Annotated in this window: 20 protein-coding genes and 1 pseudogene; 4 read left to right on the top strand and 17 right to left on the bottom strand. The window is 46.7% G+C overall.

Annotation, left to right across the window (positions count from 1 at the left end):
* Positions 1 to 35 precede the first annotated feature (35 nt).
* Positions 36 to 1,940 carry a sigma 54-interacting transcriptional regulator gene (locus P22_RS19015; protein ID WP_054261817.1) on the bottom strand — a complete coding sequence of 635 codons (1,905 nt, stop codon included), beginning with the start codon at positions 1,938 to 1,940 and terminating at the stop codon, positions 36 to 38.
* 368 nt (positions 1,941 to 2,308) lie between these two features.
* Here P22_RS19015 and P22_RS19010 point away from each other — a divergent pair, with 368 nt between their 5' ends.
* Together P22_RS19010 and P22_RS19005 are read left to right on the top strand one after the other, a co-directional pair.
* The gene (locus P22_RS19010; protein ID WP_054261816.1) at positions 2,309 to 2,677 is read left to right on the top strand and encodes a demethoxyubiquinone hydroxylase family protein; all 369 of its coding nucleotides are present in this window, start codon (positions 2,309 to 2,311) and stop codon (positions 2,675 to 2,677) included.
* Positions 2,678 to 2,694: 17 nt separating this feature from the next.
* Positions 2,695 to 3,534 (top strand): family 1 encapsulin nanocompartment shell protein, encoded by an 840-nt coding sequence (locus P22_RS19005; RefSeq protein ID WP_054261815.1) that lies wholly within the window; start codon positions 2,695 to 2,697, stop codon positions 3,532 to 3,534.
* Between the two features lie 91 nt (positions 3,535 to 3,625).
* On the opposite strand, the gene P22_RS19000 is transcribed toward P22_RS19005, so the two are convergent.
* Positions 3,626 to 4,834 carry an acyltransferase family protein gene (locus tag P22_RS19000; RefSeq protein ID WP_054261814.1) on the bottom strand — a complete coding sequence of 403 codons (1,209 nt, stop codon included), beginning with the start codon at positions 4,832 to 4,834 and terminating at the stop codon, positions 3,626 to 3,628.
* Between the two features lie 282 nt (positions 4,835 to 5,116).
* On the opposite strand from P22_RS19000, the pseudogene P22_RS21585 reads away from it, so the two are divergent.
* Positions 5,117 to 5,185, top strand: a pseudogene (locus P22_RS21585) (WG repeat-containing protein); the annotation flags it as partial.
* 103 nt (positions 5,186 to 5,288) lie between these two features.
* On the opposite strand, the gene P22_RS20205 reads toward P22_RS21585, so the two are convergent.
* A complete protein-coding gene (locus P22_RS20205) occupies positions 5,289 to 5,453 on the bottom strand; it encodes an SDR family oxidoreductase (RefSeq protein WP_304437581.1) in 165 nt (54 codons plus the stop codon).
* A gap of 186 nt (positions 5,454 to 5,639) precedes the next feature.
* Positions 5,640 to 6,452, bottom strand: a complete 813-nt coding sequence (locus P22_RS18995) for a nitroreductase family protein (RefSeq protein WP_054261813.1) — start codon at positions 6,450 to 6,452, stop codon at positions 5,640 to 5,642.
* 108 nt (positions 6,453 to 6,560) lie between these two features.
* Between P22_RS18995 and P22_RS18990 the strand changes: the two genes are divergently transcribed.
* A complete protein-coding gene (locus tag P22_RS18990; protein ID WP_054261812.1) occupies positions 6,561 to 6,902 on the top strand; it encodes a winged helix-turn-helix transcriptional regulator in 342 nt (113 codons plus the stop codon).
* Here P22_RS18990 and P22_RS18985 read toward each other — a convergent pair.
* The 13 genes from P22_RS18985 to P22_RS18925 form a co-directional block, all read right to left on the bottom strand.
* A complete protein-coding gene (locus tag P22_RS18985; protein WP_054261811.1) occupies positions 6,899 to 8,368 on the bottom strand; it encodes an MDR family MFS transporter in 1,470 nt (489 codons plus the stop codon). The genes P22_RS18990 and P22_RS18985 overlap by 4 nt on opposite strands.
* Positions 8,365 to 12,408: a non-ribosomal peptide synthetase gene (locus P22_RS18980; protein WP_054261810.1), complete on the bottom strand. Its 4,044-nt coding sequence runs from the start codon at positions 12,406 to 12,408 to the stop codon at positions 8,365 to 8,367. The genes P22_RS18985 and P22_RS18980 overlap by 4 nt, the downstream gene beginning before the upstream one ends.
* A 537-nt stretch (positions 12,409 to 12,945) precedes the next feature.
* Positions 12,946 to 13,878 (bottom strand): nitrogenase cofactor biosynthesis protein NifB, encoded by a 933-nt coding sequence (gene nifB, locus P22_RS18975; RefSeq protein ID WP_054261809.1) that lies wholly within the window; start codon positions 13,876 to 13,878, stop codon positions 12,946 to 12,948.
* 58 nt (positions 13,879 to 13,936) lie between these two features.
* Positions 13,937 to 14,464 (bottom strand): pyridoxamine 5'-phosphate oxidase family protein, encoded by a 528-nt coding sequence (locus P22_RS18970; RefSeq protein ID WP_054261808.1) that lies wholly within the window; start codon positions 14,462 to 14,464, stop codon positions 13,937 to 13,939.
* A gap of 4 nt (positions 14,465 to 14,468) precedes the next feature.
* Positions 14,469 to 15,179, bottom strand: coding sequence for a type 1 glutamine amidotransferase (locus P22_RS18965; protein WP_054261807.1), 711 nt, complete (start codon positions 15,177 to 15,179; stop codon positions 14,469 to 14,471).
* 286 nt (positions 15,180 to 15,465) lie between these two features.
* Entirely contained in the window at positions 15,466 to 16,854 is a 1,389-nt protein-coding gene (gene anfK, locus P22_RS18960; protein WP_054261806.1) for a Fe-only nitrogenase subunit beta, read from the bottom strand.
* 59 nt (positions 16,855 to 16,913) lie between these two features.
* The gene (anfG, locus tag P22_RS18955; RefSeq protein WP_235814731.1) at positions 16,914 to 17,267 is read right to left on the bottom strand and encodes a Fe-only nitrogenase subunit delta; all 354 of its coding nucleotides are present in this window, start codon (positions 17,265 to 17,267) and stop codon (positions 16,914 to 16,916) included.
* Between the two features lie 13 nt (positions 17,268 to 17,280).
* Positions 17,281 to 18,849 carry a nitrogenase iron-iron protein, alpha chain gene (gene anfD, locus P22_RS18950; RefSeq protein WP_054261805.1) on the bottom strand — a complete coding sequence of 523 codons (1,569 nt, stop codon included), beginning with the start codon at positions 18,847 to 18,849 and terminating at the stop codon, positions 17,281 to 17,283.
* Between the two features lie 126 nt (positions 18,850 to 18,975).
* The gene (nifH, locus tag P22_RS18945) at positions 18,976 to 19,800 is read right to left on the bottom strand and encodes a nitrogenase iron protein (protein WP_054261804.1); all 825 of its coding nucleotides are present in this window, start codon (positions 19,798 to 19,800) and stop codon (positions 18,976 to 18,978) included.
* 1,145 nt (positions 19,801 to 20,945) lie between these two features.
* On the bottom strand, positions 20,946 to 21,740 hold the full coding sequence (locus tag P22_RS18940) for a transposase (RefSeq protein WP_054261803.1): 795 nt from the start codon (positions 21,738 to 21,740) through the stop codon (positions 20,946 to 20,948).
* A gap of 135 nt (positions 21,741 to 21,875) precedes the next feature.
* A complete protein-coding gene (locus P22_RS18935; protein WP_054261802.1) occupies positions 21,876 to 22,265 on the bottom strand; it encodes a YmaF family protein in 390 nt (129 codons plus the stop codon).
* A gap of 350 nt (positions 22,266 to 22,615) precedes the next feature.
* Positions 22,616 to 23,371, bottom strand: a complete 756-nt coding sequence (kduD, locus tag P22_RS18930) for a 2-dehydro-3-deoxy-D-gluconate 5-dehydrogenase KduD (RefSeq protein ID WP_054261801.1) — start codon at positions 23,369 to 23,371, stop codon at positions 22,616 to 22,618.
* A gap of 116 nt (positions 23,372 to 23,487) precedes the next feature.
* Positions 23,488 to 24,000: a hypothetical protein gene (locus tag P22_RS18925; RefSeq protein ID WP_054261800.1), complete on the bottom strand. Its 513-nt coding sequence runs from the start codon at positions 23,998 to 24,000 to the stop codon at positions 23,488 to 23,490.
* Between the last annotated feature and the right edge of the window lie 92 nt (positions 24,001 to 24,092).

Here is a 24,092-nt window from a genome sequence, read left to right as displayed (position 1 = left end):
AATACGTTGCAAAATGCAACGTATTTTATGCAACACTATTGTTTCACTGTTGTTTTCGCATTCAACTTCCGCCACAGTGTTGTGCGATGAATACCCAGTCTTGCTGCCGCACGGCTGTAATTGTATTTCTCCTCCATCAACACGCGCAGCAGCGTATTCTGTTCCGCAGCAGCTAAGCTTCCCTGTTCCGCAGCGTTATTTCCGTTTAGCTCCCCGATTATTTCCCCCTCGTCATAAGCTTCGATTATATCCTGTTTAGTAATGGACGGACCGTTGCTCAAAAGCATGGCCCGCTCTATCGTATTTGCCAGTTGCCTGATATTTCCCGGCCAGCGGCATTGCTCCAAGTACTGCCCGGCAGCCAAATCCAGGCCGGTAACCTTTGCATTGACGGACTGCATTTTTTTGATCATTTGTTTGGCAATAAGCGGGATATCTTCCACGCGTTCCCGCAAAGCCGGCATATGGATGCGCAGTATATTAAGCCGGTAGTACAGATCCTCCCGGAACTTCTTTTCTCCCATGAGTTGTGCCAGGTTTTGATTGGTCGCGGCAATAATGCGTACATCCACCGGAATCACGCTGTCCCCGCCCAGATGCATGACGGATTTTTCCTGCAGCACCCGCAGCAGTCTTGCCTGCAGCCCCAGAGGCATTTCGCCTATTTCATCCAAAAAGAGCGTACCATTATGCGCCAGCTCAAATAAACCCTGCCGTCCCCCCTTTTTGGCCCCGGTGAAGGCGCCCTCCTCATAACCGAACAATTCACTTTCCAGCAGTGTTTCGGGCAGCGCCGCACAGTTGACGGCAACAAAAGGTCCGTCGGCCCTGGTACTCATATTGTGAATGCTCTGTACCACCATTTCCTTACCTGTTCCCGATTCCCCGGTAACCAAAATGGTCGATTGTGTCAAGGCGTACTTGGCAGCCTTGCGTTTTAAGGCCTGGCAGCTTGCCGATGAACCAACCATATCCGTCATTTTGATGCGGGCTACCAGACCTTTAGCATGCATTTTTTTACGGACATTTTGCTCCAGTTGCTGCAGCTGCGATACATGTTGCACATTATAAATCGTACCAACCGCTTCCTCTTTCACCATGATTCGATTGCATCTTACCATCAGCGCCTTATCGCCAATATGCTGCACATCCGCCATTTGCTCGTCAGGTCCGTCAAAATCCGGCAGCTTCAACTGCGGGACAACGGCTTGCAGCGGCCTGCCGACTGCCTCTAAATGGGATACTTGAAACAGCTTTTCCGCCATGGGATTGAAAATGGTAATTTTATTCCGGATATCGGTCGCAATAATACCTTCGGCTGAGGCAGCCACCATAGTATACAACAGTTCGGCCTTTTCCTGTTCCTCACGCCGGACCCGGGCAATTAATCCGGCTTCGCGGATGGCCTTGTACAGTGCTTCTTTTCCCGATTGAATCAAAGCTCCCTGAATGCCCAGGCGGGATGCCAGCTTGACAGATATTGCATCGCCAATGATGAGCCTTACTCCCTGATGCACGGCAGCAGCGATTTTTTCAGCAGCTTCCGCTTCATTGCTTATTGCTATTTCCACAAACGTGCTGCCTAACAGGCTGCCTAAATCCTCACAGCCGTAAATGACATTTTCAAAGCCGGCAATGCCGATTTTTTCCGGATATTCACCATGTTTCCTTAAGGCACGCAACACATCCATCACCGTAACCTGGATAGGCACAATAGGGATGTTCACATGCTTCTCAATCAAAGTGGCCGTACCGCCGCGGCTGACAATAACCTCAACCCCGTCCTCCACCGCCTGCCGGACGGCATGAAGGCATTCGTGCAAATTGCCTGTTACAACTTTTATCAGCTGCGCAGAATCAAAAAAACGCTCCACCACCACTTCCTGTGCCAGATTTGCCAGACTCACATAAGGTGCAACCAGTAAAATTCTCGCGCTCATACTTCATCTCTCCTGACACCCATAAGCATTTTCCAACTCTTCAGAATATTTATCATTATTTTATTGTAAAGAAAATAATAAGTCAAAACCTCCCGGTCTAAGTTATCCATTCTTTTTTAGTATATTCCCGGGAAAACCTGCAGATTTTAAACCTGTCCCACCTTAACAAAAATAATCTTACCGATATTAATTCTTTGATAAAAATTGATACTAATTCTTTGATAAAAAATAATAATATGTTATAATAAGGATGTCGGACATGTATATTTTACCAAGAAATTCTCTGTTATCTTTGGCCCGCTCTGCCGGACAAGTGCGGAGCGGGTCTTATGTATACTACTCTAAACAGAAAGGATGGTTTTTAGACTATGCCAAATTTCGCAAACCCATTCCAGGGAAACGTCAACAGGAAGCTGACCAGGGAAGAATTGATCCAGGCCGTACGCCTAAATATCGCCGGAGAGTTGGAAGCCATATATGTCTATGATGCTCATGTACAGGCAACTGACGATCCTGTCGCTAAAAAAGTAATTGGCGACATCCGTGATGAGGAAAAGGCACACGTCGGTGAATTGATGGCATTATTGCGCTTTCTGGATCCGGAGGAAGCCGAACACTTTGCTTCCGGAGAAACCGAAGTGAAGGAAATGCTGGAAGAATTGGGCATTGAAGAAGCCGGAACTCCGGAAAAAGAAGCAACACCGCAGGTAACTGTCGGCAGTTTAATTCAAAAATAGCAAGGAGGTATAAAACAATGGAATTCCTTTCAAGAGATGACGCTCCCTTTACTTCCAGTCAATGGGAGAAGATTGATGAAACTGTTGTCAAAACAGCCCGTCAGGTATTAACCGGCCGGAAATTCATCCATATTTACGGACCTCTGGGGGCCGGTGTTCAAAGTATTCATATTGATGACTTCGGCAAAGTCAGCCAGGGTGATACCGATTTTTTTGGTGACAGTGAGGACACCGATATTATTAAAACCCAGGGTAGAAAATTCGTGGAAATTCCTTTAGTTTATAAGGACTTTTCCATCGCCTGGCGTGATGTGGAATACAGCAAGCAAACCGGCCTGCCTTTGGATGTCGCCGCTGCTGCCGGTGCTGCCGCCATGTGTGCCAAAAAAGAAGACGAATTGATTTTTTTAGGAAATAAAGCCGCAGGGTGTGAAGGTCTCACCACCGCCTCGGGAACCAATAAACTGGCAAAAAAAGACTGGCAGACCGGCGAAAACGCCTACCAGGACATCGCCGAGGGACTTGAAACCTTAACCAGCCTGGGTTTTGTCGGTAAATTCGCCTTAACGCTAAGCCCGGATTTATACCGTCAACTCCAGCGTCTGCAGCCAAATACCGGACTGCTGGAAATCGACCGGGTCAGAGAGCTGTTAGACGGCAATGTATATCAGACCCCGGTCCTGGGCAGCAATAAAGCCGTTCTGGTCTGCGCCGAACCGCAGAATATTGATCTTGTGATTGGTCAGGACTTAATTACCGGCTATCTGGGTGCTGATAAATTAAACCACCCGCTGCGGGTTCTGGAAACCATTTTACTTAGAATGAAACGCAAAGACGCCATTGTCGTTTTTGAATGACGAATGCCCTTGCACTCCTTGAGAGCAGCAAGGGCATTTTGTGTTGCATGCCCGGGCAGAAAAAACTGCCCGGGCTTTTTTATATGGAAAATTAAGAGGTCACTTTTGTCTGACTGTATTCCGCTTTGCCATCTTTATGTACGGCATTTAATATCGGACTTTCAAGGTACTCCCAGGATAAAGCGGCAATACCGTAAGTTATGGCCACGGCAAGCAGCATCAGTCGTGACCATTCAAAGCAACCATCAATCCTAAAGCTTTCTAAAGTGAATAGATTCATAATTAAATGATGCCAAATATAAACTCCAAAGGATATCTTGGCTGTATATTTGAAAAAGGCATTATCCAGCACAGCTCCTACCCATTTGCTGCTCGGAACGAAAGCAATGGTCAGCGCAATACTTGCAGCTCCCCAGGGCCAATAATACGGCTGCTGCTGCAAGCTAAAACCAAAATCCGGCGTATTGGTTTGTGTAATCACTAGTAAAACAAACAGCAGCAAACCCATAAACGATACGGCATCAAAAATATAATACCGTGTCATATTTTCTTTTAACTGTCGATTTTCCTCAATTCCCAGCATCAATCCGGAAGCCAGTATTCCCATCAGAAAATGCGCAAAAAAACCTATAGGATTGTAATTGGGCATCCAATACTTCGCGCCACCCACTATACCATATTGCCATCCCCTGTTAATATTATCCGGCTGACAATACGTAATAACCAGAGCGTTTATACCCATGATGATGATCAGTACGACAAACCAGTACGAGATGCCGGTACCTATCCCCCGTTTATGCACGAAAAAAAACAGTCCGGCCATAAAAAAAGGCAAGAGTACATAGGAAAACACTTCAAAACTGATCGACCATAGCGGACCGTTTAGTACGGTTGAGAAAAAAGTCGAATAGTGAAAACCGCTGGTAAACGTCAATGAGGCGATGAATCGTCTCGTAAAATCGGGTACATCCGGCAGAAGAATTCTCTCGATTATCATGCTGATGACTAAAGCCAAATAAAATCCGGGTACAATTCTGGCTGCCCTGCGCTTTACATATTCTTTTAATTCAGGCATTGCCTGATTATTGAAGTATCTTCGCCAATAAGGCTGCGACAATAATGCGCCACTCAACACAAAGAACACACTGACCCCAACCGGTGCGGTAGTTGTAAAGACATGTTGAATACCTACCAGTATACCTGGGGCGGTATTGGCATTCAAGCGCTGAAATGCATGATGCAGTACTACCATAAGACAAGCTATGGCTCTTATTCCATCCAATCCGGTTAGACGGTTCACAGAAAAACAACTCCCTCCGCAATGATTGGCAAAAACAATCACCTATCGTTTTCACCCCAAAATTGTTTAAATAGAAATTCGCTTTAATTCAATATACTAAGCAAAATTCATGCCAAAACACTGCTACATGATATTGTTTCACAAACGTAAGCCATATTTTCACAGTTTCCTTCATAGTGTTTTATTTTAATTTATAGTGTTTAATATAGTGCTTAACGTTCCTATAGTTACCAGAATGGGCAGTAATACCGATTAGATACAGTAAAGTCAACGGGCAAATGGGGCTGTATCAATGCGGAGGGGCAGATAGTCATTGAGCCGCAGTATAACGAAGCCAGCCCTTGCTCTTAAACTAATCAAATAAACAAGGAGGATATCTCAAAAACAATGGTTGAGATATCCTCCTTGTTTGGATGGAAACAAACGGATTTCCGGTCCGCAGACAAAAGCCAGGTCAAGTCTCTGTGATTACACCGCCGTTCACGTGCAAAACCTGCCCCGAAACAAAGCAGGAATCTTGTGAAGCAAGGTATACATACGCCGGCGCCAGTTCAAAAGGCTGGCCTGCACGTCGCATGGGAGTATCGGTGCTATTCCAAACCCGGCTGCCGGGGCTGATGCTGTGGCGGAAAAGAGATTGGCTGCTCCTCGCATTTTTTATATTTATCGTAATAGGGATATTTAGGATACATACTGATTCTCCTTATCATCTTTTTAATGTATCCTATTCCAGACATATATTTTATGTAACCTATCGTCTTCCCCGGTTTCTGTTATGACGGAAATTTCAGTTCTTAACCATTTCTCATAGCCACGCAACATCCAGAGGTTTCCTGTCTACCAGCCTTTGATACCGGAATTTCGGATAGCCAACCATCACGGCACCGGTTATGCTCTTCTCCCGGGCAACCGGAAACAGTTCCAGTAACGGAGCATATCCGGCAAACAGACACATTTCCAATAATCCTGCCCAGCATGAACCTAAACCGAGAGCAGGAGCATACAGTTCCAGATAGGCCAAAGAAAATAAAGTATTTTCCCGGGCACGGGGTAAGCCCCGGGCGGCAGTGGCAAGCACCAAATGAGGGGCATCCCGCAAAATGCTATCTTTGCCAAATTCCCGATAAGCACGTACATGATAGGTAAAACTCCAGTGAGACCGGTCCTGGGTGGCAAGCTGCCCTTCCATCCATTCAACGGCTTTTTCCAATGCTTTTTTCATAAGTTCTTTTTCTTCCACAATCAGATAGGAAATCCCCTGACTGTTGCCTGCAGTAGGAGCGAAACGCGCCATATTGACCAACTGCAGCAAGCTCTCCCTCGGTACCCGTTCTCTCTTAAAAACCCGGATGGAGCGGCGCGACCGCAAGTATTGTTCCGCAATTTCCGCAGGCAAAACAGGAAATTTGGCGAGTTCACGCTGCTTCTCTACCGGTGCCTTCTGATTATCCAGCGTCGCTTTCGGACACACTGCGGTACAGTGCCCGCAGGCAAGGCAGACCTGCGGCTGGATGGCCTCCGGCCCCCTGTCTCCCATTTTCAAAATATCCACCGGACATACCTCTACACAAAGACCACACCGGCTGCACCGAGCTTCATCGACTGCAATCAATTCCACACTCTTCTCCCCTTTTCACTTGATTTTTTTACTTTAATTGTATATGATTGTAGCAAAAAAAGAAGTATGCACTTTTATGGTAGATATTATATAAAGGGAGAGTAAAGGATGAAACAACGGTCTCTAAATCAATGCGAATGTTCGGTTGCCTACACTTTATCGATTGTTGGCGGCAAATGGAAATGGCTGATTCTTTTCAAATTATTTCAAAACGGAGTATTACGCTATGGTGAAATCAAAAAACACATCCCGCCCATAACCCATAAAATGCTGAGCCAGCAGTTAAAGGAACTGGAAACCGAACAGCTAATCAACCGTAAGGAATACCATCAAATTCCGCCCAAAGTGGAATATTCACTGACGGAACGCGGCGAAACTTTGATTCCCATTTTACAGCTTATGTCGGAATGGGGCATAAAGAACAAGCCGGAATCAACAGCCATTCATTAACATGACTGCCCATTTTCCTCGCTGGCGCTTGACTCCATACCGGAAGATTTGGCAGGAACCTGCTTTGGCGCCATAGCTGCAGTATCCAATTGCCGGATACGCAGCGCAAAAACCAGGGCCGCCGCTAAGAAAACGGCAGAACCGAGCAAGGCAAACCGGTAAGCGGCTAAAGGAGGCTGTCCAACTCCGGTTACGCCGGCAGCGTTGGTACCGAAGGTTCCCAGAAGACCGGCCAACGCTACTACACCAAGGGCTGAGCCGATTCGATTTTGAACGTTGAACAACGTTGTTGCCCGCCCCATGGAAGCAGAAGTAATATCGTTGAAAGTAAGGAATTGTGAGGTAACCCCGACATGCCCTAAGAAAAAGCCGATGCCCAAAAACAGGATCCTAAAGGTCCAGGGTTTTGTTTCCGGTCCAATTATACTTACCAGGGCAACAATCAGGATAGCAGCCCCCAGTAATCCACCCGCAATCACCTGACGCGCGCCTAACCGTCTGTACGACCAGGGCATTACCCGGGATGCAAGCATCATCCCTAGCGCTTCCGGAAAAGTAGTCAGGCCGGTTTCCAAAGCCGAGGCGTTTAGTGCACTCTGATACAGTAACGGAAAGATAAAGAGCAGTCCTGTTAAACCCGCAGCGTTAAACAAGGAGATGATGCTCATCGTCCGAAATAGCCGGGCGGATAATAAACGCAAATCGAGCATCGGTGTTTTTACCCGCAACTCAACGAAAACCAGAAAACAAATAAAGATGAAACCACAAACCCCCGCACCCCAAATAACCGGAGAACGCCACCCTTGCGACGGGCCTTGTATAAGCGCGTACATCAGCAGCGAAAGGCCTGGAACTGACAGCAGGAATCCCGGCAGGTCCAGACGCTCCGCCGCAGCTTCTTTATGTTCAAGAAAAACCATAAAGCCAAACAACAATGCCAGAATTCCGATAGGGAAATTAATATAAAACACCCAACGCCAGGATAACTGTTCTACAAGAAAACCGCCAACGACCGGACCGAAAACAGGCGCAATGGCAATGGGAAATACAAGAGACCGGGATACTTTCGGCCGTTCTTCCGGCGAGAAGGTTCTAAACAGCATTGCCATTCCCACGGGAGTAAGCAAGCCTCCGCCAGCCCCCTGAAATACCCGGAACAGATTCAACAGCTGGAGATTATCGGCAAATCCGCATAAGGCGGATGCAAACGTAAACATACCCAGTGCAATCAAAAAGGTCCGTTTGGTCCCAAACCGGTCCCCAAGCCATCCTGCCATAGGAAGGAATACGGCAATACTTACTAAGTATCCGACATTTACACTGCTGGCAGCCGAAGGAGGAATTTGAAATTCATCACTGATTGCGGGCAGGGCAACATTTACAATTGTTCCATCCATTACGGCCATAAACATAGCTGTTACATATACAATACTAACCGCTGATTTGGGATTAAGCTGTATTTTCATTGTTCCTGCCCTTTACCCGTGACAGGCTGTAAACAATTTATCCGCATACCGGTCCGTGAGGAGTTGATGCTTTTCACTTTCCGCAGTTTTTGGGCAAGAATATGCCCGATCTCGGCAAGCGGTTTGGGCTGGCACATATCCTTATGATGGCAGTCAATATCATATTGCTCAATTCGTCCCTGGATATAAGGCTGCCATGCCTCCGGGCAAAGAGGGCCAAACCACTCAGGTGTTAACGTCGACTTGAAAAACAAAATGTCCCCGTCAAAGGGTTTAGGCCGGTGTTCACTCAAAATTCGGACTGAATTTACGAATACCGCCTTAAGGTTCAGAATGCTCTCCTCGTCCAAACTAGCCAGCGCACTGCCGTCGCAGCGGAGTATCTCAAGAACGCCGGCAAGATCCAGCGATTTACCTTCCAGCTTTTGGGGATCGTATCCTCCCAAAACCAGCAGGGCGATAAGGGCTTCTTCCTCATCCGGGGTTTTATAAGGCAAGATATTGCTTGGATAAGCGTCGAACAAGGCAACAAGATTTATGTCTTCGCCCTGTTTTTGCAACTGAGTTGCCATTGCCTGGACAAGGTTTCCTCCGAGGGACCAGCCTAACAGATGATACGGGCCGGCTGGCTGAATAGTGCGGATATGCCGGATATAATCAGCGGCCATTTCATCCAGCGTCTGCGGCAGTTCTTCACGCCGGGAAATACCGCGCGCCTGTAGGCCATAAATTGGATAGCCGGGTCCTAGGCTTGCCATCAATCCTGCGTAGCACCAGCTAAGTCCGCCTGCCGGATGGACGCAAAACAGAGGGGGATGATCTCCCTTTGTTCTGAGCGGTAGCAACACCTGTAAAGCACTTTTGCTGCAGCCCATTTCAAGCCGTTCGGCAAGGCCCGCCACCGTAGGTGCCTCAAACAGATTGCCAATACTCAATTGAACCCCGAGCAAATCACGAATTTTATTCATCAACTGCACGGCAAGCAAAGAATGGCCGCCCAAGTCAAAGAAACTGTCATCAATACCTACATAAGGCAAAGCGAGAACTTCCATAAACAGGTCACGCAGCACTTCTTCCTGCGGTGTTCTGGGGCCGCGCCCGCTGCTAACGACTGTAGCCGAATCAGGCACCGGTAATGCTTTGGAGTCAAGTTTGCCGTTAGGCGTCAACGGCAAAGCCGCAATGCTGACAAAAGCAGCCGGGATCATATAATTTGGGAGAAACTTGGCGGTGTGCCGCCGCAAATCAGCCGAATCAAACCGGCTTGGATCGGACGCTACCACATAAGCCGTTAGGCGTTTATCCCCTGGCTGGTCTTCACGGACTAACACTGCAACCTGGGCAACCTGGGAATGCAAGGCCAGTACGGCCTCTACTTCACCCGGTTCAATACGGAACCCGCGAATCTTAATTTGATGATCAGCACGTCCCATATAATCCAGGGAACCATCCCCATGCCAACGGGCCAAATCACCGGTGCGGTACATCCGGGTACCCGAAGGACTAAACGGATTCGCCACAAAACGGCTGGCCGTCAGGTCGGGACGGCCTAAATAACCACGGGCCAGCCCCGCCCCGGCCACGTAAAGTTCCCCAACTACTCCCGGCGGGACAGGCTGCAAACCGGCATCCAATACATACACGTCAAGATCCGGTATGCCGCAGCCTACCAGACTGTTGGCTCTTCTGCCCGCAATGCTCCTGTTAAGCTCAAGATAGCTGACATGCACGGTAGTTTCTGTTATGCCGTACATATTAACAAGGGTTGGCGCATTTTCCGGGTGTCGGCCGTACCAATCCTCCAGGCGGCTAAGCTCGAGCGCTTCGCCGCCGAAAATCACAAAACGCAGGGAAAGCGCCTGACCAAGGGCCGGATTTTCCCGGTCTGCCTGCATGAATTGATAAAAGGCTGACGGAGTCTGATTGAGAACAGTGACCTTTTCACGCACAAGCAGCTGCAAAAACTCTGCCGGCGAGCGGCTGACGGAATGGGGCACGACAACCAGACGGCCTCCATATAATAGCGGCCCCCAAATCTCCCACACCGAAAAGTCAAAGGCGTAAGAATGGAACATGGTCCACACATCCTTTGAATTGAAGCGGAACCAATGTTCAGTCGCACCAAAAAGCCTGACCACATTCTGATGCGGGATCACTACCCCCTTGGGCGTCCCTGTTGAACCGGAAGTATAAATTACATATGCCGGGCTGGAGGGCGATAACGGCTGGGCACGGTCGGCATCCACCGGATTAGCAGCCGGATACTGTTTTAATTCCTCTATGGTGCCGATTGCATCAAGAACAACCTGCGTTCCGTTATCCATTTCAGATAGTTTGGATGCTACCTTGGAGTTTGTGAGTATGCAGGCAGGCCGGGCATCGCCGAGCATAAACATAATCCGGCCGTTTGGATATTCCGGATCTACAGGCAGATAGGCCGCGCCCGCCTTGAGTACGGCCAGCAGGCTTATGATCATTTCCAGGGATCTGGGCAAAGCCAGCGCCACAAATTGCTCCGGTCCTGCCCCTTTGGCAAGCAGCAAATGCGCCAGTTTATTCGCCCGCAGGTTTAACTCTTCATAGGTTAAGGCGGTATCTTCAAACACTACCGCAATATTCTTAGGCGTCCGGGCAACCTGCTTTTCAAACAGCACAGCCAAGCACTCAGACGGCAAGACCTCGGCCGTTTTATTCCAACGAGCCAGCACCCGCTCACGTTCCTCAGGCAAGAGCAGTTCGATCTTGCCAATAGCCTGCTCCTGTCCGGCTAAGGCAAGTGTTTCGAGAAACCGGAAAAAACGCTTTTGGTGAATGAGCAAATCGCTGCAGCTGCAAATTTCGGAGTTGGCATCAAAGTCAATTCGTAATCCGCTCCCGTCAGACTTGTCATACACGTTAATGGACAGGTCATCAGCCGGGCCGGTTGCTAACTTATGTATGACACCTCTACTCCCGGCAAAGTCCAATCCATACTCAAACGGCATAATGTTAATCCGCGGACCGGCCAGTCGCTGATTATCGCCAACCAGCTTAAGCTCACGGCGTAATTCTTCGTGCCGGTATCTTTGATGCCGTTGCACATCACTCAATTCTTTTGCAACCTGCCTCACCAGTTCCGTAAAACTCATATCCGGCCGTACCCGTAAACGAAACGGCAGTAAATTCATCATCATGCAGGGAATATTCAACGAGACCGACCCCAACCGTCCCATTATCGGCAAACTAAGGATTACATCTTGCACTCCTGTCAAACGGTGTACGTAGGCAGCGGTTGCCGCAATAAGCAGTCCCGATAAACTTCCTTTCACCCTGCGCGCGGCAGTCTGCAGGGAACGGGTGATAACCGGCGACAGGGTTGCCGACTGTCGAAGAATTCGCTTAGAACTTCTAGGCACTCGATCAGTCAGACTAACAACCTCCGGCTGATCGGCAAACTGTTCTAGCCAAAATTGACGGTCACGGATAAAATTCTCTGAGGCACGATAGGATAAATCTTCTTCCAGAACCAAACGCAGAGGGGCAAAAGCGCCTTCCTCGTATCTGCGCTTATTGATAAGCGCAGTGTAAATAGCGGCTACCCGTTGTGAAATAAGTGAAAAACCGAATCCATCCATCACAATATGATGAATCCGCTGATACCAGAAATGCCGGTCCGGCTCAACTTTAAACAAAGCTTGGCGAAAAAGGGGTTCAAGCAGGAGATCAACAGGCCGGGAAAGGTCGTCATTCATCCACTTTTCCGCTGCTTGCCGCGGATTTTCCTCCGTACTGACATCGATAAAATGCAAAGGAAAGTCGGAAACAGGCCGGATAACCTGCCAGGGCCCAAGTTCATTGACGCCAAATTGAACATGTAAAGCCTCCGCTTCCTTTACAGCCTGGCGCAATGCCAGTTCAAAATAAGCCGGGTCGAGCTTCCCTTTAATTTCTATGTATTCGCCGGCATTGTAAATCGGATTCTCCGGTTCCAGTTGTTGCGCAAACCAGATGCCGGATTGAGCGCCGGACAAAGCCCAGCGGGCCTCTTGACAATTAGACACTCTTTATTACCTCCTTTAAATAGAAATGGCCGGTCCTCAACAAGCTTCAGGAAGTAATATCCCCTTATGCTGCACCATTTCACAACAAGACTCAGAATTCTATTGGAAAAGTACGAGCATAAACATCAGTTGTCCACGATATCTACGGTATTCAACCATAGGGGATTACCTTTCTTGCCGACCTATAGCCGCAGAATTACTGCGACCACTATCACTACATAGATTATTGAGCTTCCTCCTTTTTATTTGCTAATGATTATCATTATCATAAATTTGTCTTTTATAGTATAACAAACTGCAAAGCAGGGGCAAATAGAAATTTTTCCAAATGACCCTTGATTATTTTCCAATTTTTTCCTCAATGTAATTCTAAATGGTTGTAAATAAAATTGAAAACTGATTGACAATATTGTAAAATGGCAAATTACCGGCCCCATTAAAGTGCCGTTAAAAATAAAAAAGGTCAACCCTGTTATGAGTTGACGACTTTTACAATAAAAGTATAATGGTCATGAATTCAGTTACTCATGTTTCAATTTATTTTACGGGCGCTGAAAAGGCTGCCTGTACTGCCACATAGGGCTTGATGCCACGGAATTTGTGCGACCGGTCTTCCATCAACAGTCCTATCGCATCAGCCCGGCACTGCTGGCAATGACGCATTTGACAAATATCGGCCTGGCATAAATCTCTCATGGCATTGACTGCCTGCATGCTGGTCCGTGGAAAATTATGGAACGCACTGCCCGAAACCGGAAGCAAAGGCATGATATTGGTCATGGTGGCCCCCAAACTTTTCACTTTCTTTGCGATTGCGGGTATATGCCTATCATTTATGCCCGTAATCATCACCATATTAACCTTTACTAAAACACCTTCTCCGGCTAATCGGCCTATACCTTCCAATTGATTATGAATCAATACTTCCGCCGCCTTCCTCCCGGTATAGTATTCACCCTGGTAATGCACATGGTGATAAATCCTCTCCCCGATGGCAGGGTCCAGACAATTTACCGTAACCGTTACATGGTCAATTCCCAAATCGATGATATCCTGTCCGTAATGCGGAAGCATCAGACCATTAGTGGATAAACAAAATATCGTATCCGGCGATTCGGCTCCGATCAACCGGATGCTTTTTTTAACCGCCTCCCAGTTTGCCAGGGCATCACCGGGACCGGCAATACCTACAACACTCACATTGGGAATTTCCCGCTTTACCCGGATAAACTTTTCCAAACTCGTCTCCGGTGTCAACACCTCACTTGTCACTCCGGGACGGCTTTCATTTGCACAGTCATAATTGCGGTTACAGTAGTTACAGCCAATATTACATACCGGGGCCACCGGCAGATGCATCCTGGCAAATTTATGGCGGGCCTCAAAAGAATAGCAAGGGTGCCTGACAATACTGTTCGTTACTTTTGGGGTCATAACGGGTGTCACAGTCCCGGAACTTTGATTTTTCATATATACTCAACTCTTTCCATTCATATATTTCCAATTTCCTCCAGTTGCCAAGGTATTGTCATCCACCAAACATATGCCCCATATCAATAGGATTTTCTTTGGCCGTAAGAACATCGGGCTTAATACAATAGACAGCCACTGCTTTGTTGTCAAACAGTGAACGGTACTGTTTCACGAACTGCGACGGCAACGGGGTTTTAAAAAAACCGGGCACGAATTTTTCCAGAATCCGGTCAAGTACCTGTGTTTTTTCATTCACATCCTGTACCGGCACGGCTTTTCCAAAAATAACAACACTCAGATAAGCAGTATCGCACTTTGCAGGCACAGGATCCGTTACGGTGCCAAATTCTTCATAAACAGTAAAGCATACGGCCGGGTTTGCTGCAAGAACCTTGTTTTTTTTTCCGCTGCCCAGGCCATGGATATAGATTTTATCATGCCAATACACATAGTTAACCGGTACGGCATAGGGTTTGTCCGCGGTTTCACACATACTGATTGTTCCTACCCGCTTTTCCGTCAGGAAACGGGTAATTTTATCTTTATCTTTACAAATTCGTTGTGTATAGCGTATTGGTTCCATTTACTCACCCCGGATTACTATAGTTCGCTTCCAGCCGGTCAAGAAAATCATCCATTAGCAAATTTGCCGATGTCAGATGGCTCATTCCGTCCCGGATCTGCGCTTCATTTTGAATATAGAGGCCGCCTGTCAGTTCATCACTGCAATGTTGAAGCAGGGTGGCAATACTCTCCTCGTTACTCTCCAGATGGAACTGAAAGCCGACTACCCGCTCTTCGTAAATAAAAGCTTGTTGATTGCAGGCAATGCTGCTGGCAATACATTTGGCACCTGCTCCCAGTGTGCTGAAGGTGTCATTATGCCACTGGAAGACATAACAGGTATCCGGAAAATCTGCAAACAGAGGAGATTGAAAGGCCTCGGCGTGAAACTGAACAGGCAGCCAGCCGATTTCACCTACGGGATTTTTCGTGACTCTGCCGCCCAATACAGCGGTAATAAGCTGGGCGCCAAGGCAAATACCCAAGACCGCCTTACCGTTGTCAATGGCTTCTTTAATAAACTGTTTTTCATAGGTAAGCCAGGGATATTTTTCCTCTTCATAAATATTCATCGGTCCGCCCATGATAATCAGCCAGTCAAACTGGTCCATAGCGGGAACTGCTTCGTAATTATACAAATGAGTGCCGCTAAGACTGTGACCCTTCTTGTGTGCCCACCAGACAATGTTGGCCGGACCTTCAAACGGCACGTGCTGCAAATAGTGAATTCTCATAAATACCTCCCTGAACGTTGCTGAGAGCCTGCAATAATGCCCAGTCTTTTCCTCGACCGTCTATTCTTTTATCTTACTCTCCTGAAAAACAGACCTGACAGTGGCCATCTGAACCGGATCAAACAAGTTCTGAACGTCGTTACACATGGTAATAATCCGATCCGTATCGGCTTGCTCCGGTTCCCCGTGATAATAGTTTGTTTTATTTCTGCCGGCAACTGACAGACAGTTGCCGGCAGAATCAATTCTTAACTACATTTCTATAACCTGCAATACTCGGACAAAATTACCAGACGTTGAGAATCCATTCTTTATTCTTCTTATATTCCATGTCGGTAAACAGGGTGTTTGCCATAGCTTCGGCCAGCAGCATTGCCCCTTCATAGCCGACAACCGAATGGCGGTATAAGCCGGCCCGGTCATAGGTGGGAAAGCCCACCCGCACCATGGGAATATTGTAGTCAATGGAAATAAACCGGCCTTTGGAATGACCCAGAATTAAATCCAGTTCCAAACCTTCATTTTTAATGCGGTTTTCCAGTTCCCATAAATCGGCATTCATGACAATTTCCATATTATAATCGACATTTTCCTGCAGTTCCTTAATGCGGGGATCATTGGGATAGGCTGTGTTATCATCGCCAAGAAGAAGCAGTACCGGCTTCATTTCCATATCCAGACAAAATTGTGCCAGACCAATGACTAAATCGGGATGTCCGTAGATAGCCACCTTCTTATCGGCCAGGAACATATGCGCCACATCGGTAATCGCATCAATAGCAATACCCCGTTCCCGGACAAGCGACGGCGGAATGGCTTTGCCTGTCAGATTTTTTACATTCTGCAAAAAGGTGTCGGTATTACGGATGCCGATGGGTGACGGGCCAATAATCGCCGGCACTTGGAATTCTTCTTCCAGATACAAGGCAGCTTTGCCGCCTTCATAGCGGTTGAGCGCAATGGTTCCCAGAGCATTGGCCGTTCCGGTCAAATCCTCAATGGTAGTGCTGCCGTGGGAAACATGATTTCCCTCAGGCATAAGCGGAGAATCGAAGCTTTCGATTTCAAACAGAACGGTGGCATCAACCTGCATTTCGGTCAAAAGATGTTTTATCGCCTTTACATCACCCGGATTGGCCCAGCCGGTAATCAAATTCAGTTTTCCGTTTGGTTCACTCTTCTTGGCGAAATATTTGACGAAGTCCTCCACCGCAACATCATAGCCGGTTACCTGGCTGCCTTTAAAACTGGGAGTATGAATGGGAATCAAATGCACTTCGCGTCCGGCATATTTTTCTTTCAGCAAACCATTGTTCAGTTTCCGGATAACACCATCCACATCATCGCCGATAACTTCTGTTGAACACGTCGTGATGATCGGAATGATTTTAATCTGGGGATAACGCATCAACAGTACATCCACGCCTTCTTCAACCCGGTGAGTGGCGCCGAATACCGCGCCGTCCTCATGCACTGAAGAGGAGGCCAGTTCAAAGCTTTCTTTATAATGCTGGGAAAACCACAGACGGACAAACATTACGCAGCCTTGTCCTCCATGAACAATCCCCGTACAATCTTTTATCCCAATGCTGGCATATTGGGCGCCCGCAGGCTGACACGTAAATATGGGATTGATGACCCCCGTGCGTTCTTTTTCTTTTAATTCACAAGACATGGCAAGACTCCTTTTCCCTTATTTTTTCTGCGTTCGCCGGAATGGCACAGCTTCTATCTTTAGTAGCGCGGATCCTTGAGTTCTTCATTGAGCGATCCCCTAATAGTCAGGAACTCCATACGCTCCTTCAGCCCTTGCATCACTTCTTTTATTTCTTCCTTGCTCATTGATTTCAGCCACGCATACTTTTCTTGAAAGCCCTCTGCCAGCAGAACGGCATCTGCCCAGTAGCACTTATCGGCAGGAGTCTCTTTTTCCACCGGTTCATCACACAACAGTTGGGTGGTTTTGCTCAATATTCCTTCATTTTGTTTTTCCCGGTCCCATGCCCGGGAGTGAAACTGCCACAGGCAATGTTTCATAATATAATCTACCAATTGCTCAATTTTCGCTTGCACGCTAAGCTCCATCATTGTACTACCTCCTTTACACTGCCGAAAGCTTGCGCTGTGACGACGGAAATTCAGGATATGACTTATTACGCAGTTTGCTCACACTATCAAAACCGCCCGTATATTCCCGCAACTCAGTGGAGGAAGTAATTTTCTCACTCAGATTGGCATCCGAGAGCATTCTGCGGGTAACAAACCCTTTATCAGTCGGTATTTCATCCTTACTGATATCCAAAAAGGCCAGTTTATGAATGGGAGAATAAATGGCATTATAGATATCGCGGGCAAACCGGACCCAGCCTTCAAATCCCTTATACGGGCCATTATGATAAGCATGGGCATTAAGATAAGGTACCCGGATCTTTTTGGCTACCTCGCCAGGACGTTTCCCGGTGAAAATGACATCAGGTTTCAGCATTTCCATGGCTTCGAGTCCTTCGAGCTCATTGGGGTCATCAATAGCCAGCGCTCCTTCTTCACATCGGGCAATGCCTTTTTCCATATCTCCCTGGTGGCCAAACTTGGTATACACCGATACCACTTCGACCCCCATTTCCGCATGAATAACATGAGCCCAATGCCACAGCTTGGACCCTCCCGGCCACAGGCATACTTTTTTGCCCTTCAGGCGCTCCTTGTACCAGTCAAGTTCGGGTTTCCATCGAGCAACTTCTTCATCAATAATTTTCTGCGCCCGGTCTTCAATGCCAAAGAACAAGCCGACTTTTCGCAGGGATGCCGATAACGGTTCAAAGCCGAAGCCGTCGATGTCCAACCGTGGAGTTCCATACCGTTGACGCAGTTCGTTGCAGATGTATTCGGCTGAACGGGCACATTCCAGTACGTTGAGGTGAGCTTTATGCATGGCCCGCAAATCATCGTAGGAACCGTTACCCGTAAAGGTGGACAACACTTGAATGCCCATCCGTTTGAAATAGTCTGTCATAACTTCCTGATCGCCCTGAATGTTATATTCACCCACATAGTTAATCACATAATCGCTGGTTATCTCAGGTTCCACTTTACCGACCTTTTGATTGATCCAGGCAATATTGATTTTGTGGTGACCTCCTGATTGGCTGGGTCCGCCGAATCCGGGAGAGTTGCAAACAAAAATGTCAACATCCGGCATTTCGTCCATGACTTCCTGGGCAACGGCTTCCATATCATCGCCGATCAGCGCAGAAGCGCAGGTCTGGTAAATGGTCATCCGCTTAATGTCGGGAAATGCCTTAAAAGCTTCAATGATATTTTTCTTAAGAACCGTTTCCGCGCCAAACACAATATGTTTTTCTTTCATATCGGTGGCATAAGTGTATTTAAGCTGGAAATTGTCATTGTCACTGATATACCGTTTGGTCTGCCACGTATCGTAAGTGCAGCCGATCGGCCCGTGACTCATATGGATAACATCTTTCATCGGCGTACCAATAACATGTTTGGCTCCGCAATATGCGCATCCGCGTTCCGAGATCGTCCCCGGAATGGTATTGAGGTATCCCAGCGGCAGGGCATCCGTCAGATTCTCTCCCGGTCCTTTTATGACCGCATGCTTTTTTCTTTCGGGAATGCACTTGCTGCATTCAAACTCATGATATGGCATAATTATTCTTCCTCCTCTGACTGATCTCAAAATCAGCTTCACCATGTGAGAGTGCCTGGGAAATCTCTATTCGCCCTAACGCACGGTTGCAGCCGTCATTCTGACTACGGTCTTTCTTTTATTGTTTTAATCGGCAATACCGTATTTCACTACCATAGCTTCCAGCTCATCCATAGCCAACGGCTTGGGTATGACAAAACTCTCATTTTCGATAATCTTGCGGGCCAGTTCACCATATTCTTGGGCCTGATTGCATTCCGCATCATATTCCACAACCGTTTTTTTGTTAAATTCAGCTTTTTGGACAATATTATCCCGGGGCATAAAATGAATCATTTGCGTACCGATGGCAGCCGTAAACTCTTCCAGGAACTCTCTTTCCCGATCCACTTTACGGCTATTGCAGATAATTCCGCCAAGACGGACCCCGCTCTGTTTTGCATATTTCAAAAGGCCTTTGCAAATATTATTGGCGGCATAAATAGCCATCATTTCACCGGAAGCAACGATATACACTTCCTGTGCCTTGCCATCCCGGATCGGCATGGCAAATCCGCCACATACAACGTCACCGAGCACGTCAAAAAATACAAAATCCAGATCATCGGTATAGGCACCGTTTTTTTCCATGAGATCAATAGCCGTGATTACACCGCGTCCGGCACATCCTACGCCAGGCTCCGGTCCCCCCGACTCTACGCAGCGAATTCCCTTGTATCCTTCTTTTACCACTTTTTCAACAGTAATTTTTTCTTCGCCTTCATCGCGCAGCATATCCATTAACGTCTTCTGATTCATACCGCCCAGAATAAGGCGAGTAGAATCAGCTTTAGGGTCACAGCCATGGATAAAAACTTTCTTATCATAAAAATGCGCCATTGCTCCTGCTGTGTTTTGTTGTGTAGTGGATTTACCAATTCCGCCTTTACCATAAATTGCAATTTTTCTCATATCGGCACTCCCTTTTTAACTTTTTGATTGTAGAATATCGATTCAATCCTCCCGGCATTTTTTTTAAGAGCATCAACTTGAAAAACGCCGTCCCTGTTGCTATAATGAAAAATGGGTAAAACGAATAAACCTAGTGCCACTGGGAATAGGAGATTACCTGAGCTTCATGGATATTCGTGGTATCTATGAAGCTCTTGCTTTCGCAGCAATAATTGGATTTTACCTATATGAATCACCTCCTTCAGCATCCTTGTACAAGCAGCACCCGTTTGTTACCAATAAAAATGGGTAAACTTAATAAACTCCGGTGCCACTGGAATCGAAATTATAATCAAGTCTACGAATATTCGTGGTATTCGCAAGGCTTGAAATACCTGCTTTATCCACAAAGGGGTATCAATGAAAAACACAAGCGTGTCGTTCATTGATACCCCTTTGTATCATCAATCTGATGCCCATTGTCAGTACCCTGTTTTCGCAACAACCTAGTAAATATTATTCCGCTGTAATGTACCCACACACCCAGTTAACGGTTACCGGCATACAGAGTGCCGCAGGCTATAAGATATTCGTGGTATCTTATAGCGCATAACCTATTTTCAACTACAAGGGGGTATCAATGGACGCTGTCTTTACAGTCCATTGATACCCCCTTGTATCGGAAACAAGATTAATATCTCTATATTTGTAATTAACTTACACCAAAAAGATACACCTGTCAATACTATTCTAAAATTATATTTTTCAAAGGATTTTTACAGTCCGTAAACATTTTCAATAATTTTTTTAATATTATTGAAATATCTTTCTGGCAAACACCCTCCCTGCTACCATGCCTCTAAAGAGGAATTATATTCTAAAAATTCTAACATATTGCCGTCTTGTAAAAGATTTGGCGTGTTGTTATAATGAAACATGGGTAAATCAAATAGACCTGGTGCCACTGGGAACAGGAGATTACCCCGAGCTTCATGGATATTCGTGGTATCCATGAAGCTTTATTTCTTTCATCTATTATAATATTCTGATACTATCCGTAAATTTTTAGCTAAATAACAAAAGATAGCTGCCTTTTTTTATCTCAACCGTATTCACTCAATTCTGAATATATGTTTCTTGGATGAGTCAAGGGACGGTTCCCCGACTCACTTAGTCCGTTGCACTATGTTTCGATTGACTTCCAGTAAATTCGCAATTTGACGCACTGATAAATTCGATTCCGTTTTTAGTTTGCTAATAAGTTCTCTCAGCAGACTGGCGTTGTCCTTATGTTTCAATTCCTTAATGCAAGTATCCCGGCAGCTTAGATAGTTGTTAACAAATTCCTTGACCTGTCCTTCTGTTTGTATGGGTTTACCGATTTCTTCTTCCGGTAAATCGATGAAACATTCGTCATTTGGCATTTTTGAATATTCCACAAAGAGTTGAATCGATTTTTCCGCTACGTTTGAAAACAAGCTTAATATGAATTCTCTATCTACAAAACTGGATTGTCCTCTTGTTTGAACATAGAGCCGGTAACTGCTCCATTGGTATTGTTCGGCAACGTTGACGATCCCTGCTTTTACCGGATTATTATGTATGTACCTAACGGCAGACAACAGGTATACATCCGTATCTACCGGCTCACTCTTAAATCGATCCTGAAACAGATGCCCCATTCGTCCGTACTTTTTATTAAAGTAGTAAACATAACTGATGTTGATCCTTTTCATAATTTGTGATATTCCATCACTGCCTTCATTTATTAGCAGATGCACGTGATTGTCCATCAAACAGTATGCATAAATCGCATATGTCTGGTCTTTGTTCTTTTCACATAATGTATCAATAAAACGTTGTTTGTCTTCTTCAGTAAGAAATATATTTTTTCTTTCATTCCCACGAATCATCACATGATAGATTTTACTTTCACTAAGTTTCCTGCTTTGACGTGGCATACAGTCATTCTCCTTTTAACTTTTAGGAAGATTATACCATTAAAAATGCATTGAGTCAAAGAACCGTCCCTTGACTCAAATTAGTAAAGCCAGAATTCCGAAAATACGGCAATTCTGGCTTTACTACAAAGTTAATTATTCTTGGTCGTATTTCTCATCGTAGTAGTCACTCTTGTCTTGGTCGGGTGCTGTATCCGTGGTACTGTTAAATTCATGTTTGTGCCCAAGATCAACACTTGTTTTACCGCAGAATTGATGTGTATGCTCCTCTCCTGACAATTCTATTGCTGGTCCTGTCGTTTCTTCCACTACGTGCCAATGGACTGGCCCACCTTTTGGATCGGAAGTAGTCCTGACGTGAATACGATGAATGTGGCTGTCCCGTATATAGATCGCCGGACCAGTTGTCCCCAGAATTCCATGCTGGTGATCCCGGGCCACATCTGCGATAGTAATAAACGCATGATTATGTTTTATATCGTCATGCGCTGGTTCAGTATAGGGCTGACGCTCTTCTTCACTCAAATCAATCACCTCCTTCGTTAACATAATATTCAAAAGTAGTGACCGATGTGACTTAAAGAGCCGTACTAATTCTCCCTTTTATTCATTTAAGAAAGCTTGTACCATTGAAAAGATAACAAGCTAAAGAAGCGTCTTCTAACTCAAAGCGGATTTATCCACCCTCCTCTTGACTTTTTATGAAAGAAAATTCATTTCAAAAAAATCCACCCGATTTACCATCGGATGGACATCTCCAAATGATTTCAGCCGGATATTTCCGCCAGGTAAGCACGGAGCACCCCTACCACCAGCTCATGATCTTCCTTCTGGGGAAGGCCGGACACCGTAACCGTATATTTTCAGCCCGACCGCTATCGAGCCAGCCAGCCGCCATCGACAGCCAGGGTATGCCCATGCAGATAATCTGAAGCTGCGGAAGCCAGAAAGACCACGGGGCCGCCCAGGTCACGGGGGACTCCCCAGCGGCCGGCCGGTATCCTGGCCAGGATTTCCGCATTGCGCTTATCGTCGGCCCACAAAGGTGCGGTGTTGTCCGAGACCATATAACCCGGTGCTATGGCGTTCACATTGATATTGTATTTTGCCCACTCATTGGCTAACAGGCGCGTAATGCCCAGAACTCCGCTTTTGCTTGCCGTATACGAAGGAACCCGGATTCCCCCCTGAAAGGAAAGCATGGAAGCAATGTTGATAATCTTGCCGCCGGTCTTTTGTTTGATAAATTGTTTAGCCACAGCCTGACAAAAGAAAAATACCGTCTTGAGATTGAGATCCAGAACCTCGTCCCAGTCTTTTTCCGTAAAGTCCAGAGCCTCATCCCGCCGGATGGTACCCGCATTATTCACCAGAATATCCACCTGGCCAAAGGCGGCAACGGTTTGCTCCACGATGGATGAAATGGGTTCCGTCTTCGTCAGGTCAGCCGTAACCGCTAAAAAAGTACGGCCGGTTGTTTCAATTAAGGCCCGCGTTTCGCTCTGCTCCCTTCTGCCGACTCCGACAATATCCGCGCCTGCTTCAGCCAGCGCCAGGGCCATACCCTGCCCCAGCCCCGTGCCTGAGCCTGTAACAATAGCCACCTTTCCCGCTAAACTGAAACTATCCATAAAAACAACACACTCCTATTCTCTTTTTTTCGAAACGACTCATTTCTGTGATGTTTTTTGCGCTTTTATGAGCTATAAACCTCTTCGCTTTCCATACAAAAGGCTCCTGCCAAAAATTAACTAAAATTCAGCAGAAGCCCTTTGCCGGGGCTGTATGGCTTTGGCCGTTTTCTCAGGCATGTACCAAGCTCCTTTATCCCGGGCGGGCTAACTTTGGTGTCTGAGGATGGTCGACGGTTAGTGCATGAAGCAACTGGGCTGTATGCTGTTTCGGTATAAACGTCGTTCATGGTTATGCTGCATGATTCGAATTCATATACCAGGTCTTTCTCCCCATGATCGTCGGCAAGTTGTAGCAGGATACGAAACAGTTCTCCAAACCGCTTGGAAGCCTGTACATAATACTCCTCTTCGATATCCGGCGGAGCTTCTTCCCAGGCTCGATAGCACCGCGCCACGACTTCACGCAAGTGGGCCCTCAGCGGTTGGTCGAACTGCCATTGGCAGGCTGCCCCCTTTCCGTCTTGCAGAACCTGTCCGGCCGGGACAGCGTTGTCTGCTGCCGGGTGCGGCCTGACCTTCTCCCCGCCGGCAGCCGGACGTACTTTTTTCCCTTTGCATTTTTGCATATCTATCCCCCTATACTTAAGCTGCGGCCAAACTGCCGCCAGCTTTTTTCAGGGGGAAATCAAAAAGACGCATGCGAGAGGTTTCCCTACAC

It is taken from the genome of Propionispora sp. 2/2-37 (assembly GCF_001298735.1).
Lineage (GTDB): Bacteria > Bacillota > Negativicutes > Propionisporales > Propionisporaceae > Propionispora.
The sequence above is the reverse complement of the archived record's forward strand: the minus strand, read 5'-3'. Positions and strand labels throughout refer to the sequence as shown.

What these genes read in the sequence shown, in the direction of transcription:
- P22_RS19015 (WP_054261817.1), bottom strand. Translation starts at nt 1,940, where the DNA reads ATGAGCGCGAGAATTTTACTGGTTGCACCTTATGTGAGTCTGGCAAAT.
- P22_RS19010 (WP_054261816.1), top strand. Translation starts at nt 2,309, where the DNA reads ATGCCAAATTTCGCAAACCCATTCCAGGGAAACGTCAACAGGAAGCTG.
- P22_RS19005 (WP_054261815.1), top strand. Translation starts at nt 2,695, where the DNA reads ATGGAATTCCTTTCAAGAGATGACGCTCCCTTTACTTCCAGTCAATGG.
- P22_RS18990 (WP_054261812.1), top strand. Translation starts at nt 6,561, where the DNA reads ATGAAACAACGGTCTCTAAATCAATGCGAATGTTCGGTTGCCTACACT.
- P22_RS18985 (WP_054261811.1), bottom strand. Translation starts at nt 8,368, where the DNA reads ATGAAAATACAGCTTAATCCCAAATCAGCGGTTAGTATTGTATATGTA.
- nifB (WP_054261809.1), bottom strand. Translation starts at nt 13,878, where the DNA reads ATGAAAAATCAAAGTTCCGGGACTGTGACACCCGTTATGACCCCAAAA.
- P22_RS18970 (WP_054261808.1), bottom strand. Translation starts at nt 14,464, where the DNA reads ATGGAACCAATACGCTATACACAACGAATTTGTAAAGATAAAGATAAA.
- P22_RS18965 (WP_054261807.1), bottom strand. Translation starts at nt 15,179, where the DNA reads ATGAGAATTCACTATTTGCAGCACGTGCCGTTTGAAGGTCCGGCCAAC.
- anfK (WP_054261806.1), bottom strand. Translation starts at nt 16,854, where the DNA reads ATGTCTTGTGAATTAAAAGAAAAAGAACGCACGGGGGTCATCAATCCC.
- anfG (WP_235814731.1), bottom strand. Translation starts at nt 17,267, where the DNA reads ATGATGGAGCTTAGCGTGCAAGCGAAAATTGAGCAATTGGTAGATTAT.
- anfD (WP_054261805.1), bottom strand. Translation starts at nt 18,849, where the DNA reads ATGCCATATCATGAGTTTGAATGCAGCAAGTGCATTCCCGAAAGAAAA.
- nifH (WP_054261804.1), bottom strand. Translation starts at nt 19,800, where the DNA reads ATGAGAAAAATTGCAATTTATGGTAAAGGCGGAATTGGTAAATCCACT.
- P22_RS18940 (WP_054261803.1), bottom strand. Translation starts at nt 21,740, where the DNA reads ATGCCACGTCAAAGCAGGAAACTTAGTGAAAGTAAAATCTATCATGTG.
- kduD (WP_054261801.1), bottom strand. Translation starts at nt 23,371, where the DNA reads ATGGATAGTTTCAGTTTAGCGGGAAAGGTGGCTATTGTTACAGGCTCA.
- P22_RS18925 (WP_054261800.1), bottom strand. Translation starts at nt 24,000, where the DNA reads ATGCAAAAATGCAAAGGGAAAAAAGTACGTCCGGCTGCCGGCGGGGAG.